Here is a 15,839-nt window from a genome sequence, read left to right on the forward strand (position 1 = left end):
CCCAGCGATTTCTTTCCCTGAGGCGGTTGGTCCGGCAAGATCGAAAAAGTCCGGCCGCCGGGCCCGTCCGGCAGGGAGCGTCGTGGCGAAGTCCCGTCCGAGAGCGGCCTCTCGCGTCAACTCGGGAGTGTCATGCGCGCTACGGTGGTGCCGCCCGGTCCGCCCTTGCGGCCGGGGTCCGGGGCCGGCGCCCGGGACGGCACAGCACGCGCACACGCACGAGGTGGGGGCACAACAGCGCCATGGCACAGGGCACGGTCCAGGTGACGCACACCGGAACATCGCGTTGGCGGCGCCGCACGGGCGAGTACGCCTCTCTCGCCGCCGCCCTGGAGGCGGCCGGCGACGGCGACGTCCTCACCGTCGCCCCCGGCACCTACCGGGAGAATCTCATCGTGGCGCGCGCCGTCACGCTGCGCGGTCCTGAGGGCTCGCCCGGCTCCGTACGTATCGCGCCCGCCGACGGCGTCCCGCTGACCGTCCGCGCCTCCGCCACCATCCAGGACCTCCTTGTGGAGGGCCAGGACGCGACCTCGCCCGCGCTCCTCGTCGAGGACAGCGCACCCGAGCTGACGGAACTGCGGATCGTGACCCGCTCCGCGGCCGGCATAGAGGTACGGGGCGCGGCCCGGCCCACCGTGCGCCGCTGCACCGTCGACAACCCCGCGGGCGTCGGTATCGGCGTACTCGACGGCGCGGGCGGGGTCTTCGAGGAGTGCGAGATCGTCGCGGCCGGGCAGTCCGGCGTCTCGGTGCGCGGGGGCGCGCATCCCCGACTGGAGCGCTGCCGGATCCACCACGCCTCGGGCGCGGGCCTCTCCGTCACCGGCGAGGGCAGCGGTATGGAGGCCATCGGCTGCGAGGTGTACGAGATCAAGGGCACCGGTGTGCAGGTGACATCGCGCGCCTCGGCCCATCTCACCGACTCCTCCGTGCACCGCACCTCGGCGGACGGGATAACCCTCGACACCGACGCCGTGCTCACCCTCTCCGACTGCGACATCCATGACATCCCGGAGAACGCGGTCGATCTGCGCTCCCGCTCGGTGCTGACCCTGACCCGCTCCACGGTGCGCCGCTTCGGCCGCAACGGGCTCTCCGTCTGGGACCCCGGCACCCGGGTGGACGCCAACCAGTGCGAGATCCACGACAGTACGGGCGACTATCCGGCCGTCTGGGTCAGTGACGGCGCGACCGTCGTCCTCGACTCCTGCCGGGTGCACGACGTGCCCGACGCGCTCTTCGTCCTCGACCGCGGCTCGCGCGCCGATGTCGTCGACAGCGACATCTCCCAGGTACGGAACACGGCGGTGTCGGTGAGCGACGGCGCGACCGCGCAGCTCGACGACTGCCGGATCAGGGAGGCCTCCACCGGCGCCTGGTTCCGTGATCACGGCAGCGGCGGCACACTCAACTCCTGCACCATCGACGCCGTACAAACCGGCGTCATCGTCACCAAGGGCGCCGATCCCACCATCGAGCGCTGTACGGTCACCTCGCCCGCCGAGGCCGGCTTCTATGTCTCCGCCGAGGGCCGCGGCACCTTCCACAACTGCCGGGTGACGGGCAGCGGCGGCTACGGCTTCCATGTGATGGACGGCTGCCGTACGTCGCTCACCCGGTGCCGTACGGAACGGTGCGCGCGCGGCGGTTACGAGTTCGCCGAGGACGGTCCGACCGCCGAGGACTGCACCAGCGACGAGAGCGGCGTACTGGCGCCGTCCCCGGAGCCGCCCTCCGTACTGACCGCGACGCAGACCACCGGGCTGCTCGGCGCGGTCCCCCCGAAGACGGCCGCCTCGTCCGCGACCGCGGCCGGCCGGGACGCCGCCGTCGCCGCCACGTCGCCCGCGCGCTCCTCGGAGGAGGTGCTCGGGGAACTCGACACGCTGGTCGGTCTCGACAGCGTCAAGCGGGAGGTCCGCGCGCTCACCGACATGATCGAGGTCGGCAGACGGCGCAAGGAGGCGGGCCTCAAGGCCGCGTCCGTCCGCCGCCATCTCGTCTTCACGGGCTCCCCCGGCACCGGCAAGACGACGGTGGCCCGGCTGTACGGCGAGATCCTGCACTCCCTCGGGGTGCTGGAGCACGGCCATCTCGTGGAGGTCTCCCGGGTGGACCTGGTCGGCGAGCACATCGGCTCCACCGCGATCCGTACGCAGGAGGCCTTCGACCGGGCGCGCGGCGGGGTGCTCTTCATCGACGAGGCGTATGCCCTCTCCCCCGAGGACTCCGGACGGGACTTCGGCAAGGAAGCGATCGACACGCTGGTGAAGCTGATGGAGGATCACCGGGAGGCGGTCGTCGTGATCGTCGCCGGGTACACGGCCGAGATGGAGCGCTTCCTGACGGTCAACCCCGGTGTGGCGTCCCGTTTCTCACGGACCATCACCTTCAGTGACTACGAGCCCGACGAGCTGCTGAGGATCGTGCGGCAGCAGTCGGAGGAGCAGGAGTACCAACTGGGCGAGGGTACGGCCGAGGCTCTCGTCAAGTACTTCACGGCGCTGCCCAAGGGGCCCGCTTTCGGCAACGGCCGTACCGCGCGGCAGACGTTCGAGTCGATGGTGGAGCGGCACGCGGGCCGGGTCGCCCAGTTGCCGGAGACCAGCACGGACGACCTGACGCTGCTCTACGCGGACGATCTGCCCGAACTGCCCTGAGCGCCACGGCCCTTGGCGGCCACCTCCCTTGGCCTCTCCCGGGTCGGTCGCTCCCCCGGCCGCTCCCGGATCGCTCCCCCCGGCCGCTCCCCCGGTCACCCCCGTCGCTCTCTCACTCGCTCCCCGGGCGTTCGCTCCCCGTCTCACTCCCGTGCCTGGCGCGCCGCTCACCGCTCCGCTCGCCTCGCTGGCGCGGCACCACCGGCGGGGGCAAGCGGTCGAGCAGCGCCGCCCGTTCCCTGGCGAAGTCCGGGTCCGCCTGGTAGTCGGAGTGCCCGAGGACCGGCTCGGGCAGCGGGTGCAGCGCCGTACGCCCGTAGGCGAGCGGGTCCTTCAGCGGTCCCCGGTCCACCTCGGGACGGTCACCCTCGGCGGGGACCCGGACCGGGCCTCCGATCGGGTCGGTGGCCCGCCAGAGATTGCGCCAGCAGTGCACCTCCCTGCTCAGATCGCTCAGCGGCCCCGCGCCGAAGTACGCCGGGAACCAGCGGCCGTACAGCCGCTCCAGCGGTGACCCGTACGTCAGCAGCGCCACCCGGTGGCGCGTGGCGGCGGGAAGCTGCCAGACGGCCGCCGCGGCCAGCACACTGCCCTGGGAGTGGCCGGAGAGGACGAGCCTGCCGCCGGTACGCGCGGTCCAGGAGCTGATCCGCCAGGTGAGGTCGGGTACGGCGCGCTCGGCGTAGCAGGGCGGCGCGAAGGGATGGGCCGCGCGCGGCCAGAAGGTGCCCACGTCCCAGAGGATGCCGATGGTGCGCCGGGCGGAGGCGTCACGGTAGGCCCGGCGTCCCCAGGTGACGAAGAGTATGAAACCGAGGCCGACCAGCCAGGAGCCCAGCGCCTGCGCGGTGTCGGCCACGGACTCCACGAAGGATTCGGCGCCCTTCGCGGCCTGGCCCGGCACCTCGCCGCTGAGCCAGGACCCGACGATCGCGGCGGAGCCGAGCAGCAGGGCCGCGCCGGAGATCAGACCGATGAGCCAGGGCGCGGCGTCGGTGAGCAGGGCCCTGGCACGGACACCCGCCACCTGACGGGTACGGATGGAGTCCGCGGTCACCTTGCCGTACTCCGACTCGACCACGGGCGCCAGCTCGCGGGCGGTACGTACGGTGCGTACGGCGAGGACGGCCACCGGGACCAGCAGCAGGGCGAGCAGGACGGGGATGACGGAGGCCTGCCAGCTCAGCAGCACCGGCGGGCCGGGGATCGCGCCCCCGCCCATCCCGGGCGTGGCGTCCCCGTCGAGCCAGTCGGCGACGCGCTGGGCTACTCCACCGGTCATCACACCGCCCAGCCCGCAGGCGAGCATCGCGACGGCGGGCCCGCCGAGGCCGCGCATCGCGGTCCTCGCGTGCGGCGCGCGGCGGTGGAGGACATGGGCCGTGACGGCGAGCGCGACGACGAGGGAGACCTGCGCGAGGGCGATCACACGGAAGGTCATGTCGCCGGGGAGCACGCCCGTGGAGACCCAGCCGGGCCTGGACCACGCGGCGTACACCATGGACAGGACGAGCAGGGAGAGCGCGGTGGCGGGCAGCCTGCTGATCAGCATCCGGTCGAGGGTGGCATCGCGCCGGCGCTCGCTGCGGCCTCTGCTGCACACCACACAGACCACCACCACCGCGCAGACCAGGAGCGCCGCCTGGAGCAGCCGGCCCGGCACGACCGGTGACATCCCGGCGGAACCGCTGTCGTGCTCGGAGGCGGCCGTCGTCAGCGCGGCGGTGACGGTGAGGAAGCCGGCGGCGGTGTGCGCGGCGCGCAGCCGGGCGACGAGCCGGCGGCCGTACCAGAACCCGGGGCGGCCCATCGCGGGCCGTATCCGCACCGGGCCCTCGCCCGGCGCGGGACGCCCGTCGGTCCCGGTGGCGGGCGCGGCGGGCGCCGTGGGCGAGGCGGCACCGTCGTCGGCACCGGCACCAGGATCGGCACCGGCACCGGTGGGCGCGTCGGCGTAGACGGTGGCTGACGGTGTGTCGGTGGGCGGGCGCTGGGCCTCGTAAGCGCTCCATGTGCGGTTGGACAGATACCAGAGCAGCCCCACCAGCGCCGTGGGCACCAGCGAGGCGAGGGCGAGCCGCCGGCCGGGCTGCGACCACCAGCCGTGTCCCTCCGGCGACAGGAAGCCGAGCCAGGACTGCTCGGCGACACAGTCCGCGGAGCCCGCGCACTGCCACGCCGTCAGATCGAGCGCGACCTCGCAGACGGCGGCGGTCAGCAGCACGGTGAGGGTGAGGGCGACCAGCCGTACGAGGACTCCGTACAGCCGCTGGGACGTGGCCAGCCCCTTGGTGGCCGGCCGCATCCAGTGCGCGAGATTGACCACCATGAAGGGGAGCAGCAGAAGCCACAGGGCCCGTGAGCCGTTGCCCGAGGTGAGATTGGACCAGCAGTACGCCTCGGGGACGGGCCTGTCGGCGTAGCGCTCGGGATACCGCTCCGCCTCCGCGTCGTCCCTGCGCCGGTAGACGGCGGCCGTCTCGTCACCGGTGATCCTGACCGTACGCGGATCGTCGAGCATCTTCTGCGGGGTGGCCCCGCCGACGCCGTGGACCAGCAGTTCGAGCGCGGCTCCGCCGCCGTGCGGATCCGGGGTTACTGAGGGCACTTCGATGGCTCGCTCTCGGAGTGAACAGGATGGGCCGGGCACGGTCGGCGCGACAGGGGTCACCAGAATCCCGGACCCCGGCCGTTCGCCGCGCGACCCTCACGGAATCTCCCCGGAGCCCGCCTCCGCCAACCCCCGGCACGGGTGTCCGAACCCCGTGCGAGGATGAGGGACCCGTACCGATCGGACATCCCCGGCCATCGGGGACGGCGGGGTACGACAGCACGTACGACAACGGGTGAACGAGGACGACCACATGGATGACGACCCGGAAAGGAACGGCCCGGCGGTGAGCGACAGTCAGAACCTCCTCGCGGAGCAGCGCCGGGCCCTGATCCTGGACGAGGTGCGCCGACGCGGCGGGGTCCGTGTCAACGAGCTGACGCGCAGGCTCAATGTCTCCGACATGACGGTGCGGCGGGATCTGGACGCGCTGGCCCGCCAGGGGGTCGTCGAGAAGGTGCACGGCGGTGCGGTGCCGGTGGTCGAGGCGAGTGCGCACGAGCCGGGATTCGAGGCGAAGTCGGCGCTGGAGCTGGCCGCCAAGGAGGACATCGCGCGGGCGGCGGCGGCGATGGTGGTGCCCGGGAGCGCGATCGCGCTGTCCGGCGGGACCACGACCTATGTCCTGGCGCACCATCTCGTGGACGTGCCGGATCTGACGGTGGTCACCAACTCGATACGGGTGGCCGAAGTGTTCCACGCGGCGCAGCGCGCGGGCGTGGCGGGCGGCGGGCATCCCGGGGCGGCGATGGTGGTGCTGACCGGCGGGGTGCGCACACCGTCGGACTCCCTGGTCGGCCCGGTGGCGGACCAGGCGATCCGCTCGCTCCACTTCGATGTGCTCTTCCTCGGGGTGCACGGCATCTCGGTGGAGGCCGGGCTGTCCACACCGAATCTCGGCGAGGCGGAGACCAACCGGCGGTTCATACGCTCGGCACGCCGGGTGGTGGCGATCGCCGACCACACCAAGTGGGGCACGGTGGGCCTGAGTTCCTTCGCCACGCTGGACCAGGTGGACACGCTGGTGACGGACGCGGGGCTGTCGGAGGAGGCCCGTGAGGAGATCGCCGAGCTGCTCCCGGGTCTGGTGGTGGCGGGCGAGTCCGAGGACATCAAACCGCCGCGGGACGCCTGAGCGCTCGCCGGACGCGGACGGAGTCGCGGGCCCGCCGGGAGGCGCACGCACGGGTGGAGGCGTACGGGCGCGCGCGTCGGCGCGGCACCGGGCCGCTGGCCCGGGTCGGCAGGCGGTCCGGGCCGCGCGGGTGGGGTCCGTCCGGCCTACGATCGGGGCGTGAGCGCCTTCCGTATCGACCGCACCACACCGCTCTCCCCCGACGAGGCCTGGCATCGGCTCACCGACTGGCCGGCGCACTCGGGACAGGTGCCGCTGACGGAGATCTCCGTCCTGACCCCCGGCCCCACCCGCGTCGGAACGGTCTTCGTCGCCCGCAGCGGACTCGGACCGGCCAGGTTCGACGATCCGATGGAGGTCGTCCGCTGGCAGCCGCCCGCGCCGGGCGTCCCGGGCCACTGCCGGCTGGAGAAGCGCGGCAGGGCCGTCATGGGCTGGGCCGAGATCCATGTGTACGTGGACGACGAGGACGGGGCGGGATCCGTCACCCGGGTCCGCTGGGAGGAGGAGCTGCGGATCCGTCCACTGCCACGGCCGCTCGACGCCCTGACCGCACGCGCGGGGCATCTCGTGTTCGGCCGCGCCGTCAGCCGTTTGCTGCGCGACGGACCAGCGCGATCGTCTCGTACCACGCACTAAAGTGTGCGGTCCCACCCTTCGACGCCGTCAGGGATGTGCTGTCCATGGCCCGCCAACTCCGTTCCGTGGAACTGGGATTCGCCGAGTCCGCACCCGTGCGCCTGGTGTACACGGGCCTGCTGACCGCGCCGCCGGAAGCGGTCTACCGGGCGCTCGCCACCGAAACGGAGTCCTGGCCCGAGTGGTTCAGCGCGGTGACCGCCGCGACGCCCACCGCGGAGGGCCGTACGGTCCAGCTCCGGGGCGGTTCACACTTCCGGGAGACGGTGCTGGCCGCCCAGCCGGATGTGCTCTACGCGTATCGCACCGACGAGACCGACGCACCCGGCGTACGCGCCCTGCTGGAGGCGTGGCGGCTGGCACCGGCGGGCAGGGGCACCCGGGTGCGGTGGACCGTGGCCACGGACGGGACGGCGGTGTACCGCACCGTTCTGCGGCTGGCCCGCCCGGCCCTGGGCCGCACCTTCCGGCAGGCGGTACGCGCCCTCGACCGACGCCTCGCGAAAGCCTGAGCCCGGGTCCCTGAACGCCCGAGGAGCCGGGCGTCCGGAGGCCTGGCCGTCCGGGGGCTCAGGCGCCCTCGGGCCAGACGCCGTTGGCCAGCAAGTGGTCCAGTGTGACCGTGTACGGGGCGATGTCCAGGCCCTGCCGGGCGAGCCAGGCGTCCGAGTAGTACTTGTCGAGATACCGGTCGCCGGGGTCGCAGAGCAGCGTGACCACACTGCCGTGCCGTCCCTCCGCGACCATCTCCGCCACGATCTTCAGCGCGCTCCAGAGCCCCGTGCCGGTGGAGCCGCCCGCCTTCCGTCCGATGGCCCGTTCCAGCGCGCGCACGGCGGCGACGCTCGCCGCGTCCGGCACCTTCATCATCCGGTCGACGGCACCCGGCACGAAGCTCGGTTCCATCCGCGGCCGGCCGATGCCCTCGATCCGGGAGCCGTGCTCGCTGCGCGCCTGCGCGTCGTTGCGGGTCCAGCCGTCGAAGAAGCACGAGTTCTCGGGGTCCGGGACACAGATCCGGGTGTCGTACTGCATGTAGTGCACATAGCGCGCGATGGTCGCCGAGGTGCCGCCGGTCCCGGCCGTGGCGACGATCCAGGCGGGTTCCGGATAGCGCTCCAACTTGAGCTGCTGATAGATCGATTCGGCGATGTTGTTGTTGCCGCGCCAGTCCGTCGCGCGCTCCGCGTAGGTGAACTGGTCCATGTAGTGGCCGCCGGTCCTGGCGGCCAGGCCCGCGGACTCCTCGTACAGCTTCCGCGAGTCGTCGACGAAGTGACAGCGCCCGCCGTGGAATTCGATCAGCCGGCACTTCTCGGCGCTGGTGGTACGGGGCATGACCGCGATGAAGGGCACCCCGATCAGTTTCGCGAAGTACGCCTCGGAGACCGCCGTGGAGCCGCTGGACGCCTCGATCACCGGCTTGCCGGGGCGGATCCAGCCGTTGCACAGACCGTAGAGGAAGAGCGAGCGGGCGAGCCGGTGCTTGAGGCTGCCGGTCGGATGGGTCGACTCGTCCTTGAGATAGAGATCGATGCCCCATTCCTCGGGCAGCGGGAAGCGCAGCAGATGGGTGTCGGCGGAGCGGTTGGCGTCGGCCTGGACCTTCCGTACGGCTTCCTTGAGCCACGCGCGGTACTCGGCGTCGCTGCGGTCCACGTCGACGGTCGCCCTGACGCCACCGTCGCCCGCCGCCCCGGCACCGCCCGCCGCCCCGGCACCGGCGACCGGCGTGGCGCCGGTCGCCGTCATGGGCCCGCCCGCCGTCATGCCATCGGCCCCTGCCGTGGCGCCGCCCGTTCCCGCCCTGTCTCGTCGCGTCATCCCCGTGGTCCTCGTCTCGTCGTCCCCCTCCTGAAGGTACCCCTACCACCTGCGCAAACGTCCCCTTTGGGGAGCCATAGCGATGCCTTGGAGACCCTGTGCGCGATGCGCTCTGGTGTCCATGCGCATACTTGGGCAGACTGCTGTGAGCGGTCTGCACAGAGGGGGCTGAGGACCATGGCGGAGCCGGAGTTCGACGCGCGCGGGGTACGGATAGAACGGTGGCCCCGCTCACTGACCACGGCGGGTCAAGTCCTCATCCAGGACGGCAGGCTGGCTCTGCTGACCAGCTACGGCCGGGTGATCGACAGCGCGCCGCTGCGGGCCGTACGGGCGGCGAGGCCCTGGTTCGCGGGCCGTGGCTCCACGGTCGCCACCGTGAACGGGATCCGCTACCGGCTGACCATGGGACAGCGCGATCGCAGACCCGACGCCCCGGCGCTGGCCAAGCGGTTCATGGAGGCCGTCAGCCGGGCGAGCCGTAAGAGCGCGTGACCCTGCGGCAGCACGTCCGGCCCACCCCGGAAGACACGACCGGCCTTTGATCCGCCGCGAGTTGCGAAGCCGGGTCCCCTGGTTCACTCTGGTCTCACATCACTCAGGGTGAACCGGCGGTAACACTGCGATCCAGCCCCGCCGGGCCGGGAACAGCAGCGAGCCAGCGAGCGAGTTGCTGGATCCGATCCTTCGTCGTCTTCCGGACCTCATTTCGGGGAGTCGCAGCCGTGATCAGCCAGCCCCGCAGGCATTGCACGGTGGAGCTCCAGGCCCTGCCGTCGCGGATCGGTCAGGTCCGCAGAATCATCTCCGCGCAATTGCGTTCTTGGCATCTCGATCCCTTGATCGACCAAGCGGCACTCGGCGTCACCGAGCTGCTGACCAACGTCCACCGCCACGCGCAGCCCGACAAGCTGTGCACCGTCGACATCGAGCTGCTGCTCGAACGCCTCATGGTCTCGGTCAGTGACCACGACCCCCGGATACCGACGGTCAATCGTGCCAATCCCTTCGACACAGGCGGCCGCGGTCTCGCACTGATCGCGGCCGTGAGCGAGAGCTGGGGCGTGCGCGCCCGGGGCGATACGGGCAAGAGCATCTGGTTCACGCTCCCCACGCCGCCGGCCGCACTCTGCCTGGCCCTGCGTCCGGTGTACGGAGCGACGACCGAAGGCCCGTTCCCGGGCTTCGAGTCCGGCGCTCTGGCCGGCGAGCACAGGGCCGCCACGGTCCGGTCGGTCACGGTGAGCTGACCGCGCGCGAGCTGACAGCGCGCGTCTCAGGACCGGTCCGGTGAGCGCGCGGGTCCGGGGGCCACCCGAATGGTCCACCGCGGTCCCACGCGGCGCGGCAAGCGGGGCGGTGCGCCCGGCCGGCCGTACACGTACCACCTTCGGAAGTGCGCCCCGTTCGCGCGCCGCTCCCCCGCCGAACTCGCGCTGGATTCTGTACCTACTAGTATGTACGGTTATCGTGTGAGCACTTCCGAGCGTCTGATCGAGGCCACCCGCGAGCTGCTGTGGGACCGGGGCTATGTGGGCACCAGCCCCAAGTCGATCCAGCAGCGGGCCGATGCGGGCCAGGGCAGCATGTACCACCACTTCACGGGCAAGCCCGCGCTGGCGCTGGCCGCGATACGGCGTACCGCCGCGGAACTCCGGGCGACGGCCGAGGCGACGCTCGGCGGGGACGGTTCGGCGTACGGCCGGATCTCGGCGTATCTGCTGCGCGAGCGCGATGTGTTGCGCGGCTGTCCGATCGGACGGCTCACGATGGACCCCGACATCATCGCCGACGACACCCTCCGGGCCCCGGTCGACGAGACGGTCGACTGGCTGCGGGGCCGGCTGTCCGAAATCGTCGAAGAGGGCCAGAGACAGGGCGAGTTCGCCGCCGGTCTCGTTCCGGCGGAGATCGCGTCGACCGTGATCGCGACCGTCCAGGGCGGCTATGTCATGGCCCGCGCCACCGGCTCACCCGCGGCCTTCGACGCGGGCGTGCGCGGACTGCTCGCGCTGCTCGCCCCCGACGCGCGCCGAACCTAGAGAGTGCCCCGGACCGGTGCGGCACCACTCATATCTCAGGACAGGGAGCACCGATGCACACCATGCAGTACGAGATCACCCTTCCCGCCGACTACGACATGGGAATCATCCGCAAACGCGTCGTGGACAAGGGCCCGCTCCTGGACGACTTTCCAGGGCTCGGCCTGAAGGCGTATCTGATCCGCGAGCTCGCCGACGGCTCGCCGGTGAACCAGTACGCGCCGTTCTACATCTGGAACGCCGCCGACGCGATGAACGCGTTCCTCCTGGGGGCCGGATTCGACGGTCTCGTGCGGGACTTCGGGCGGCCGGTGGTGCGCTACTGGACAGGTCTGCTCCATGTGGAGGGCCCTGCCCAGACGAGCGTGCCGCGCACGGCCGTACGCCGTCGCCAGCACCTCCCCGAGGGCACGGCCCTGCGCGCGTCGGCCGACGCGGCGGTACGGGAGACCGAGCGGCTGGCCGGTCTCGACGGGGTCGTGAGCGCGGCGCTGGCGCTCGATCCCCGCCGTTGGGAGCTGGTCCACTTCACGCTGTGGGAGCACGAGACCCCGCGCGAGGTGGGCGACCGCTACCAGGTCCTGCATCTGTCACAGCCGCAGCGCGCGGAACTCGGCGAGTGAGCGCGCCCGCAAGTCAGCGGGTGAGCGTGCCCGGCCCCCGGCCCCCGGCCGAGCGTGCCCGGCGGACCGTCCACCGGACCGGCGCTCAACCGGCGAGCGCGCCCAGCGGATCGTCCAGCACCGGCTGCCACGCCACCTCGGCCGCGCCCACCAGGCTGTTGTGGTCGAGGGTGCAGGGCAGAATCGGTACGCCGCCGCCGCGGCCCCACAGACTGCGGTCGGCCACGACCGCGTGCAGCCGCTCCGGGTCCGCGTCGAGCAGTTCGCGGTGGAGCCCGCCGAGGATGATCCGGTCGGGGTTGAGGATATTGACCAGCCCGGCGAGACCCAGCCCCAGCCGGTCGATCAGTTCCTCGGTGGCCCGGCGTACGGCGGGATCGGCGTACTCCGTACGGAGCAGATCGCGCGACTGCTGGAGCAGGGAGACCTCGGGGCCCGGCGCGCGGCCCGCGGCGGTGAGGAAGGCCAGCGGGTCGGCCTCGACATCGAGACAGCCCTTACCCCCGCAGTAGCAGGGCCGTCCCTCCGGGTTGACCGTGAGATGGCCGACCTCCAGGGCGAGGCCCGAACTGCCGGTGTGCAGACGCCCGTCGAGGACGAGCGCGCCACCGACACCTCGGTGTCCCGTGGCGACACAGAGCAGATGCTGGGCACCGCGGCCGGCGCCGTGCCGGTGCTCGGCGAGGGCGGCGAGATTGACGTCGTTACCGGTGAAGGCGGGGCCCTCGATACCGGCCGCGCGTACCCGTTCGGCGAAGACGTCCCGGACCGGGGCGCCGGCCGACCAGGCGATGTGCAGCGGGTTGAGGGCGGTGCCCCCGGGCTCGGCGACGGCCGAGGGCACGGCGAGGCCCGCGCCCACACAGCGCCGTCCGGTGGCACTCAGCAGCGCGGCCCCGGCCTCCACGGCCTCCCCGAGCACCTGCGCGGGGTCGGGCGAGACCGTACCGCAGCCGGGAGCGGTGGCGACGATACGGCCGCCGAGCCCGACCAGCGCGACCCGGAAGCCGTCGACGTGCACCTGGGCGGCGAGGGCGACGGGGCCCTTGTCGTCGACCGACAGGCGGTGCGAGGGCCGTCCCTGGGAGCCCGCGGCGGCGCCGGGCCGCGAGTCGACCCGGATCAGACCGAGAGCCTCCAGCTCCGCGGCGACCGCTCCGGCGGTGGCGCGGGTGACACCCAGCTCCGCGGTGAGCACGGCCCGGGTGGGCGCGCGGCCCGTATGAACCAGTTCCAGTGCAGGGCCGAGCGCGCCGCGGCCTCTCTCCAGCCTCGTCCGGGTAGTGGTGCCCTTGCCGTTCATGGAGGCGAGTCTCCCATGATCCGAAGGCGTGACGACGTCCTTGGCCGCGGCTTGTACGGATCGCTCCCCGCGCCTATTCTCATTTTGTGCCGCGTCTAAACAAAGTAGGGACGGCCGTCTCGGGGGGCGACGACAAGGACCCCGCGGCGCGCTCCTCGTTGTCCCGGCTCCGTACCGCGCTGACCGTCTTCTTCGCCCTCGACGGCTTCCTGTTCGCCGGCTGGGTGGTCCGTATTCCCGCCATCAAGGAGCGGACGGGGGCCTCCGAGAGCGATCTCGGGCTCGCCCTGCTGGGCGTATCCGCGGGTGCCGTCGTCACGATGGTGTTCACCGGGCGGCTCTGTCAGCGGTTCGGCAGCCATCCCGTGACGGTGGTGTCCATGGTGCTGCTCTCGCTGAGCATCGCGCTGCCGCCGCGGGCGCACTCGGCCCTGACGCTCGGTCTGGTGCTGCTGCTCTTCGGCACGGCCTACGGTGCCCTCAACGTCTCCATGAACAGCGCGGCCGTCGATCTCGTCGCGGCCCTGCGGCGGCCGGTGATCTCCGGCTTCCACGCGGCGTACAGCCTCGGCGGGATGGTGGGGGCCGGGCTCGGCGGGCTGGTCGCGGGCGGTCTCTCCCCCACCGTCCACCTTCTGCTGCTGACCGGTGCGGGACTGCTGGTGACCGCGGTGACCGGGCCCGTGCTGCTGCGAGAGGCCGCACCCGCACCCGTACCGGGGCCCGTCTCCGCACCCGTACCGGCGTCCGTCCCCGGTGCCGGGGCGGGTGTCGCGCACGCGCCGCGCGGACGTGAGCGGAGCACCCGGCGGGTGGTTCTGCTCCTCGGGGTGATCGCCCTGTGCACGGCGTACGGCGAGGGGGCCATGGCCGACTGGAGCGCGCTCCATCTCACCGAGGACCTCGACGCCTCCCCCGGGCTCGCCGCCGCCGGTTACTCCCTCTTCGCCCTCGCCATGACGGCGGGACGGCTCTCCGGCACGGTCCTGCTGGAGCGGCTCGGCCAGAACCGCGTCCTGGTCCTCGGCGGTCTCACCGCCGCGCTCGGAATGCTCCTCGGCGCCCTCGCGCCGACCGCCTGGGCGGCCCTGGCGGGCTTCGCCGTGGCCGGGCTCGGCCTCGCCAACATCTTCCCCGTGGCCGTCGGCCGCGCGGGCGCGCTGGCGGGACCCGGTGGTGTCGCCACCGCGTCCACGCTGGGGTACGGCGGGATGCTGCTGGGCCCGCCCGCGATCGGTTTCCTGGCGGACTGGTTCTCGCTGCCGCTCGCCCTGACCACCGTCGCGCTGCTGGCGGCGGCCGCCGCGGTCGTCGCCCACGCCGCGCGGAACGTATCGGCGGAGCCGGCGCGTCGGCCGCCTCGTCGGCAGGCACCCCAGCAGGCGTGAACGAGCCCGGAACGAGCAGGCGTGAAGGAGCGGGCGCCGGCACGGACACCGGCACGCGCGGGTGAGCGGACCGGGCGCCTGAGCGGAGGGAGTGGCCAGGTGAGTAGGCGTACTCAGGCACAGCTGTTCCATCCGGCGCACCCTGGAACCATCACACCTCAGGGAGAAGATCATGGCTTCTGGACTGCTGACCACACTCGCGCGGCTGACCTTCGGGAACCGCGTGTCCCAGGTCTATCTCGGTCTGGTCGCGGCGACGACCGTCTTCGTCGCGGTCGACACCCTCTTCGTACAGCACCAGGACGCGTCGTTCGCGGGAGTGTGGCTGTTCTTCCTCGCGGCGCCGACCGTCTTCGTCTTCTTCATGGGCGGTGAGCTGGTCGGCGGCACGTTCGCCGACTCCGCCGCGTTCGTCTATCCCGCGCTGGTGCTCTCGGTCCTGATCCAGGCGGCGGCGCTGGGTGGTTCCGTACGGCTGCTGCGCGACCCGCGGCGGCCCTCGCACCCGCGCGAGGCCTGACACCTGACATACGCGACGCGTCCGCCGTCGTCCGGGCGGGGCGTCTTCCCATCGCTCAGGGAGGACGCCAGACTCTGTTCATGGGGACACGGAGCGATGCCGAGCGGGATGTCATCACGGTCGAGATCGGCTTCGCCGTGGTGACGGGGGCCCTCGTGGCAGGGCTGGTGTTCGCCGCCGTCGCGGGCCCCGCGTGGTATTTCGAGCTGCCGGAGGCGGAGTTCTTCCGGCGTACCGGCGCGGTCGTGGCGGCTCTCGCCTTCGTGGGGCGGGTCGTCCAGGTCCTCTGGCGTTTCCCCCGGCGGAGGGGCACAGGCGGTGGAACCGGCCCGTCCGGGCCGGCGACCGCCCCGCAAGCTCAGCCGAGCCACCCCGGTCGTACGAGCCCCGACTCATAGGCGAGAACGACCAGTTGGGCGCGGTCGCGGGCGCCCAGCTTCACCATCGTCCTGCTGACATGCGTCTTGGCCGTGAGCGGGCTGACGACCAGCCGTCGGGCGATCTCCTCGTTGGAGAGCCCGATACCGACCAGGGCCATCACCTCCCGCTCACGCTCGGTCAGTTCGGCCAGCCCCGCGACATCCGTCGGGACCTTGGAGCGGGACGCGAACTCGGCGATGAGCCTGCGCGTCACCCCCGGCGAGAGCAGCGCGTCCCCCGCCACCACCGCCCGTACCGCGCGCAGCAGTTCATCCGGCTCGGTGTCCTTGACCAGAAAGCCGGAGGCGCCGGAGCGGATCGCCTCGAAGACGTACTCATCGAGCTCGAAGGTGGTGAGCATGACCACCTTCACCTGGTCGAGCCCGTCGGCCCCGGTGATCCCGCGGGTGGCCGCCAGACCGTCCAGCAGTGGCATCCGGATGTCCATCAGCACCACGTCGGGCCGGAGTTCGCGTACCCGGCGCAGCGCCTCCTCGCCGTCGGCGGCCTCTCCGACGACCTCGATGTCCGGCTGGGCGTCGAGCAGTGCGCGGAACCCCGCCCGCACCAGCGACTGGTCGTCGGCGAGCAGCACACGGATCACGCCCACGCTCGCTCCTCTCCCGACTCGGTCCTCAACGATCACTCCTCGGTCTCTCAACGGTCCCTCC

General features: G+C 72.3%; 15 protein-coding genes. 11 read left to right on the top strand and 4 right to left on the bottom strand.

Annotation, left to right across the window (positions count from 1 at the left end; genetic code table 11):
* Positions 1 to 242: 242 nt before the first annotated feature.
* A complete protein-coding gene (locus ACWGDX_RS32880; RefSeq protein WP_453631537.1) occupies positions 243 to 2,663 on the top strand; it encodes a right-handed parallel beta-helix repeat-containing protein in 2,421 nt (806 codons plus the stop codon).
* A 112-nt stretch (positions 2,664 to 2,775) separates the two neighbouring features.
* Here ACWGDX_RS32880 and ACWGDX_RS32885 read toward each other — a convergent pair whose 3' ends face one another.
* Positions 2,776 to 5,271: a hypothetical protein gene (locus tag ACWGDX_RS32885; protein WP_453631539.1), complete on the bottom strand. Its 2,496-nt coding sequence runs from the start codon at positions 5,269 to 5,271 to the stop codon at positions 2,776 to 2,778.
* A gap of 289 nt (positions 5,272 to 5,560) precedes the next feature.
* On the opposite strand from ACWGDX_RS32885, the gene ACWGDX_RS32890 reads away from it, so the two are divergent.
* The 3 genes from ACWGDX_RS32890 (at position 5,561) to ACWGDX_RS32900 (ending at position 7,560) form a co-directional block, all read left to right on the top strand.
* Positions 5,561 to 6,409, top strand: a complete 849-nt coding sequence (locus ACWGDX_RS32890) for a DeoR/GlpR family DNA-binding transcription regulator (RefSeq protein ID WP_453631541.1) — start codon at positions 5,561 to 5,563, stop codon at positions 6,407 to 6,409.
* A gap of 159 nt (positions 6,410 to 6,568) precedes the next feature.
* Positions 6,569 to 7,048, top strand: coding sequence for an SRPBCC family protein (locus ACWGDX_RS32895; RefSeq protein ID WP_453631543.1), 480 nt, complete (start codon positions 6,569 to 6,571; stop codon positions 7,046 to 7,048).
* 44 nt (positions 7,049 to 7,092) lie between these two features.
* Entirely contained in the window at positions 7,093 to 7,560 is a 468-nt protein-coding gene (locus ACWGDX_RS32900) for an SRPBCC family protein (RefSeq protein WP_453631545.1), read from the top strand.
* Positions 7,561 to 7,618: 58 nt separating this feature from the next.
* Here ACWGDX_RS32900 and ACWGDX_RS32905 read toward each other — a convergent pair whose 3' ends face one another.
* Positions 7,619 to 8,800 (bottom strand): PLP-dependent cysteine synthase family protein, encoded by a 1,182-nt coding sequence (locus tag ACWGDX_RS32905; protein ID WP_453631577.1) that lies wholly within the window; start codon positions 8,798 to 8,800, stop codon positions 7,619 to 7,621.
* Between the two features lie 249 nt (positions 8,801 to 9,049).
* Here ACWGDX_RS32905 and ACWGDX_RS32910 point away from each other — a divergent pair, with 249 nt between their 5' ends.
* The 4 genes from ACWGDX_RS32910 (at position 9,050) to ACWGDX_RS32925 (ending at position 11,537) form a co-directional block, all read left to right on the top strand.
* Entirely contained in the window at positions 9,050 to 9,367 is a 318-nt protein-coding gene (locus tag ACWGDX_RS32910) for a hypothetical protein (RefSeq protein WP_453631546.1), read from the top strand.
* A 230-nt stretch (positions 9,368 to 9,597) separates the two neighbouring features.
* Complete coding sequence (locus ACWGDX_RS32915) at positions 9,598 to 10,122, top strand: ATP-binding protein (protein WP_453631548.1); 525 nt, start codon at positions 9,598 to 9,600, stop codon at positions 10,120 to 10,122.
* Between the two features lie 207 nt (positions 10,123 to 10,329).
* Complete coding sequence (locus ACWGDX_RS32920; protein ID WP_453631549.1) at positions 10,330 to 10,914, top strand: TetR/AcrR family transcriptional regulator; 585 nt, start codon at positions 10,330 to 10,332, stop codon at positions 10,912 to 10,914.
* Positions 10,915 to 10,967: 53 nt separating this feature from the next.
* A complete protein-coding gene (locus tag ACWGDX_RS32925) occupies positions 10,968 to 11,537 on the top strand; it encodes a DUF4865 family protein (protein ID WP_453631551.1) in 570 nt (189 codons plus the stop codon).
* 85 nt (positions 11,538 to 11,622) lie between these two features.
* Here ACWGDX_RS32925 and ACWGDX_RS32930 read toward each other — a convergent pair whose 3' ends face one another.
* A complete protein-coding gene (locus ACWGDX_RS32930) occupies positions 11,623 to 12,840 on the bottom strand; it encodes an ROK family protein (protein ID WP_453631553.1) in 1,218 nt (405 codons plus the stop codon).
* An 86-nt stretch (positions 12,841 to 12,926) separates the two neighbouring features.
* Here ACWGDX_RS32930 and ACWGDX_RS32935 point away from each other — a divergent pair, with 86 nt between their 5' ends.
* The 3 genes from ACWGDX_RS32935 (at position 12,927) to ACWGDX_RS32945 (ending at position 15,146) form a co-directional block, all read left to right on the top strand.
* Positions 12,927 to 14,228 (top strand): MFS transporter, encoded by a 1,302-nt coding sequence (locus ACWGDX_RS32935; protein ID WP_453631555.1) that lies wholly within the window; start codon positions 12,927 to 12,929, stop codon positions 14,226 to 14,228.
* Positions 14,229 to 14,400: 172 nt separating this feature from the next.
* Complete coding sequence (locus tag ACWGDX_RS32940) at positions 14,401 to 14,748, top strand: SCO4225 family membrane protein (protein ID WP_453631557.1); 348 nt, start codon at positions 14,401 to 14,403, stop codon at positions 14,746 to 14,748.
* Between the two features lie 80 nt (positions 14,749 to 14,828).
* The gene (locus tag ACWGDX_RS32945) at positions 14,829 to 15,146 is read left to right on the top strand and encodes a DUF6332 family protein (protein ID WP_453631559.1); all 318 of its coding nucleotides are present in this window, start codon (positions 14,829 to 14,831) and stop codon (positions 15,144 to 15,146) included.
* Here the strand turns inward: ACWGDX_RS32945 and ACWGDX_RS32950 are convergent.
* Complete coding sequence (locus tag ACWGDX_RS32950; protein WP_453631579.1) at positions 15,107 to 15,772, bottom strand: response regulator; 666 nt, start codon at positions 15,770 to 15,772, stop codon at positions 15,107 to 15,109. The genes ACWGDX_RS32945 and ACWGDX_RS32950 overlap by 40 nt on opposite strands.
* Positions 15,773 to 15,839 lie beyond the last annotated feature (67 nt).

It is taken from the genome of Streptomyces sp. NPDC055025, from assembly GCF_053608565.1.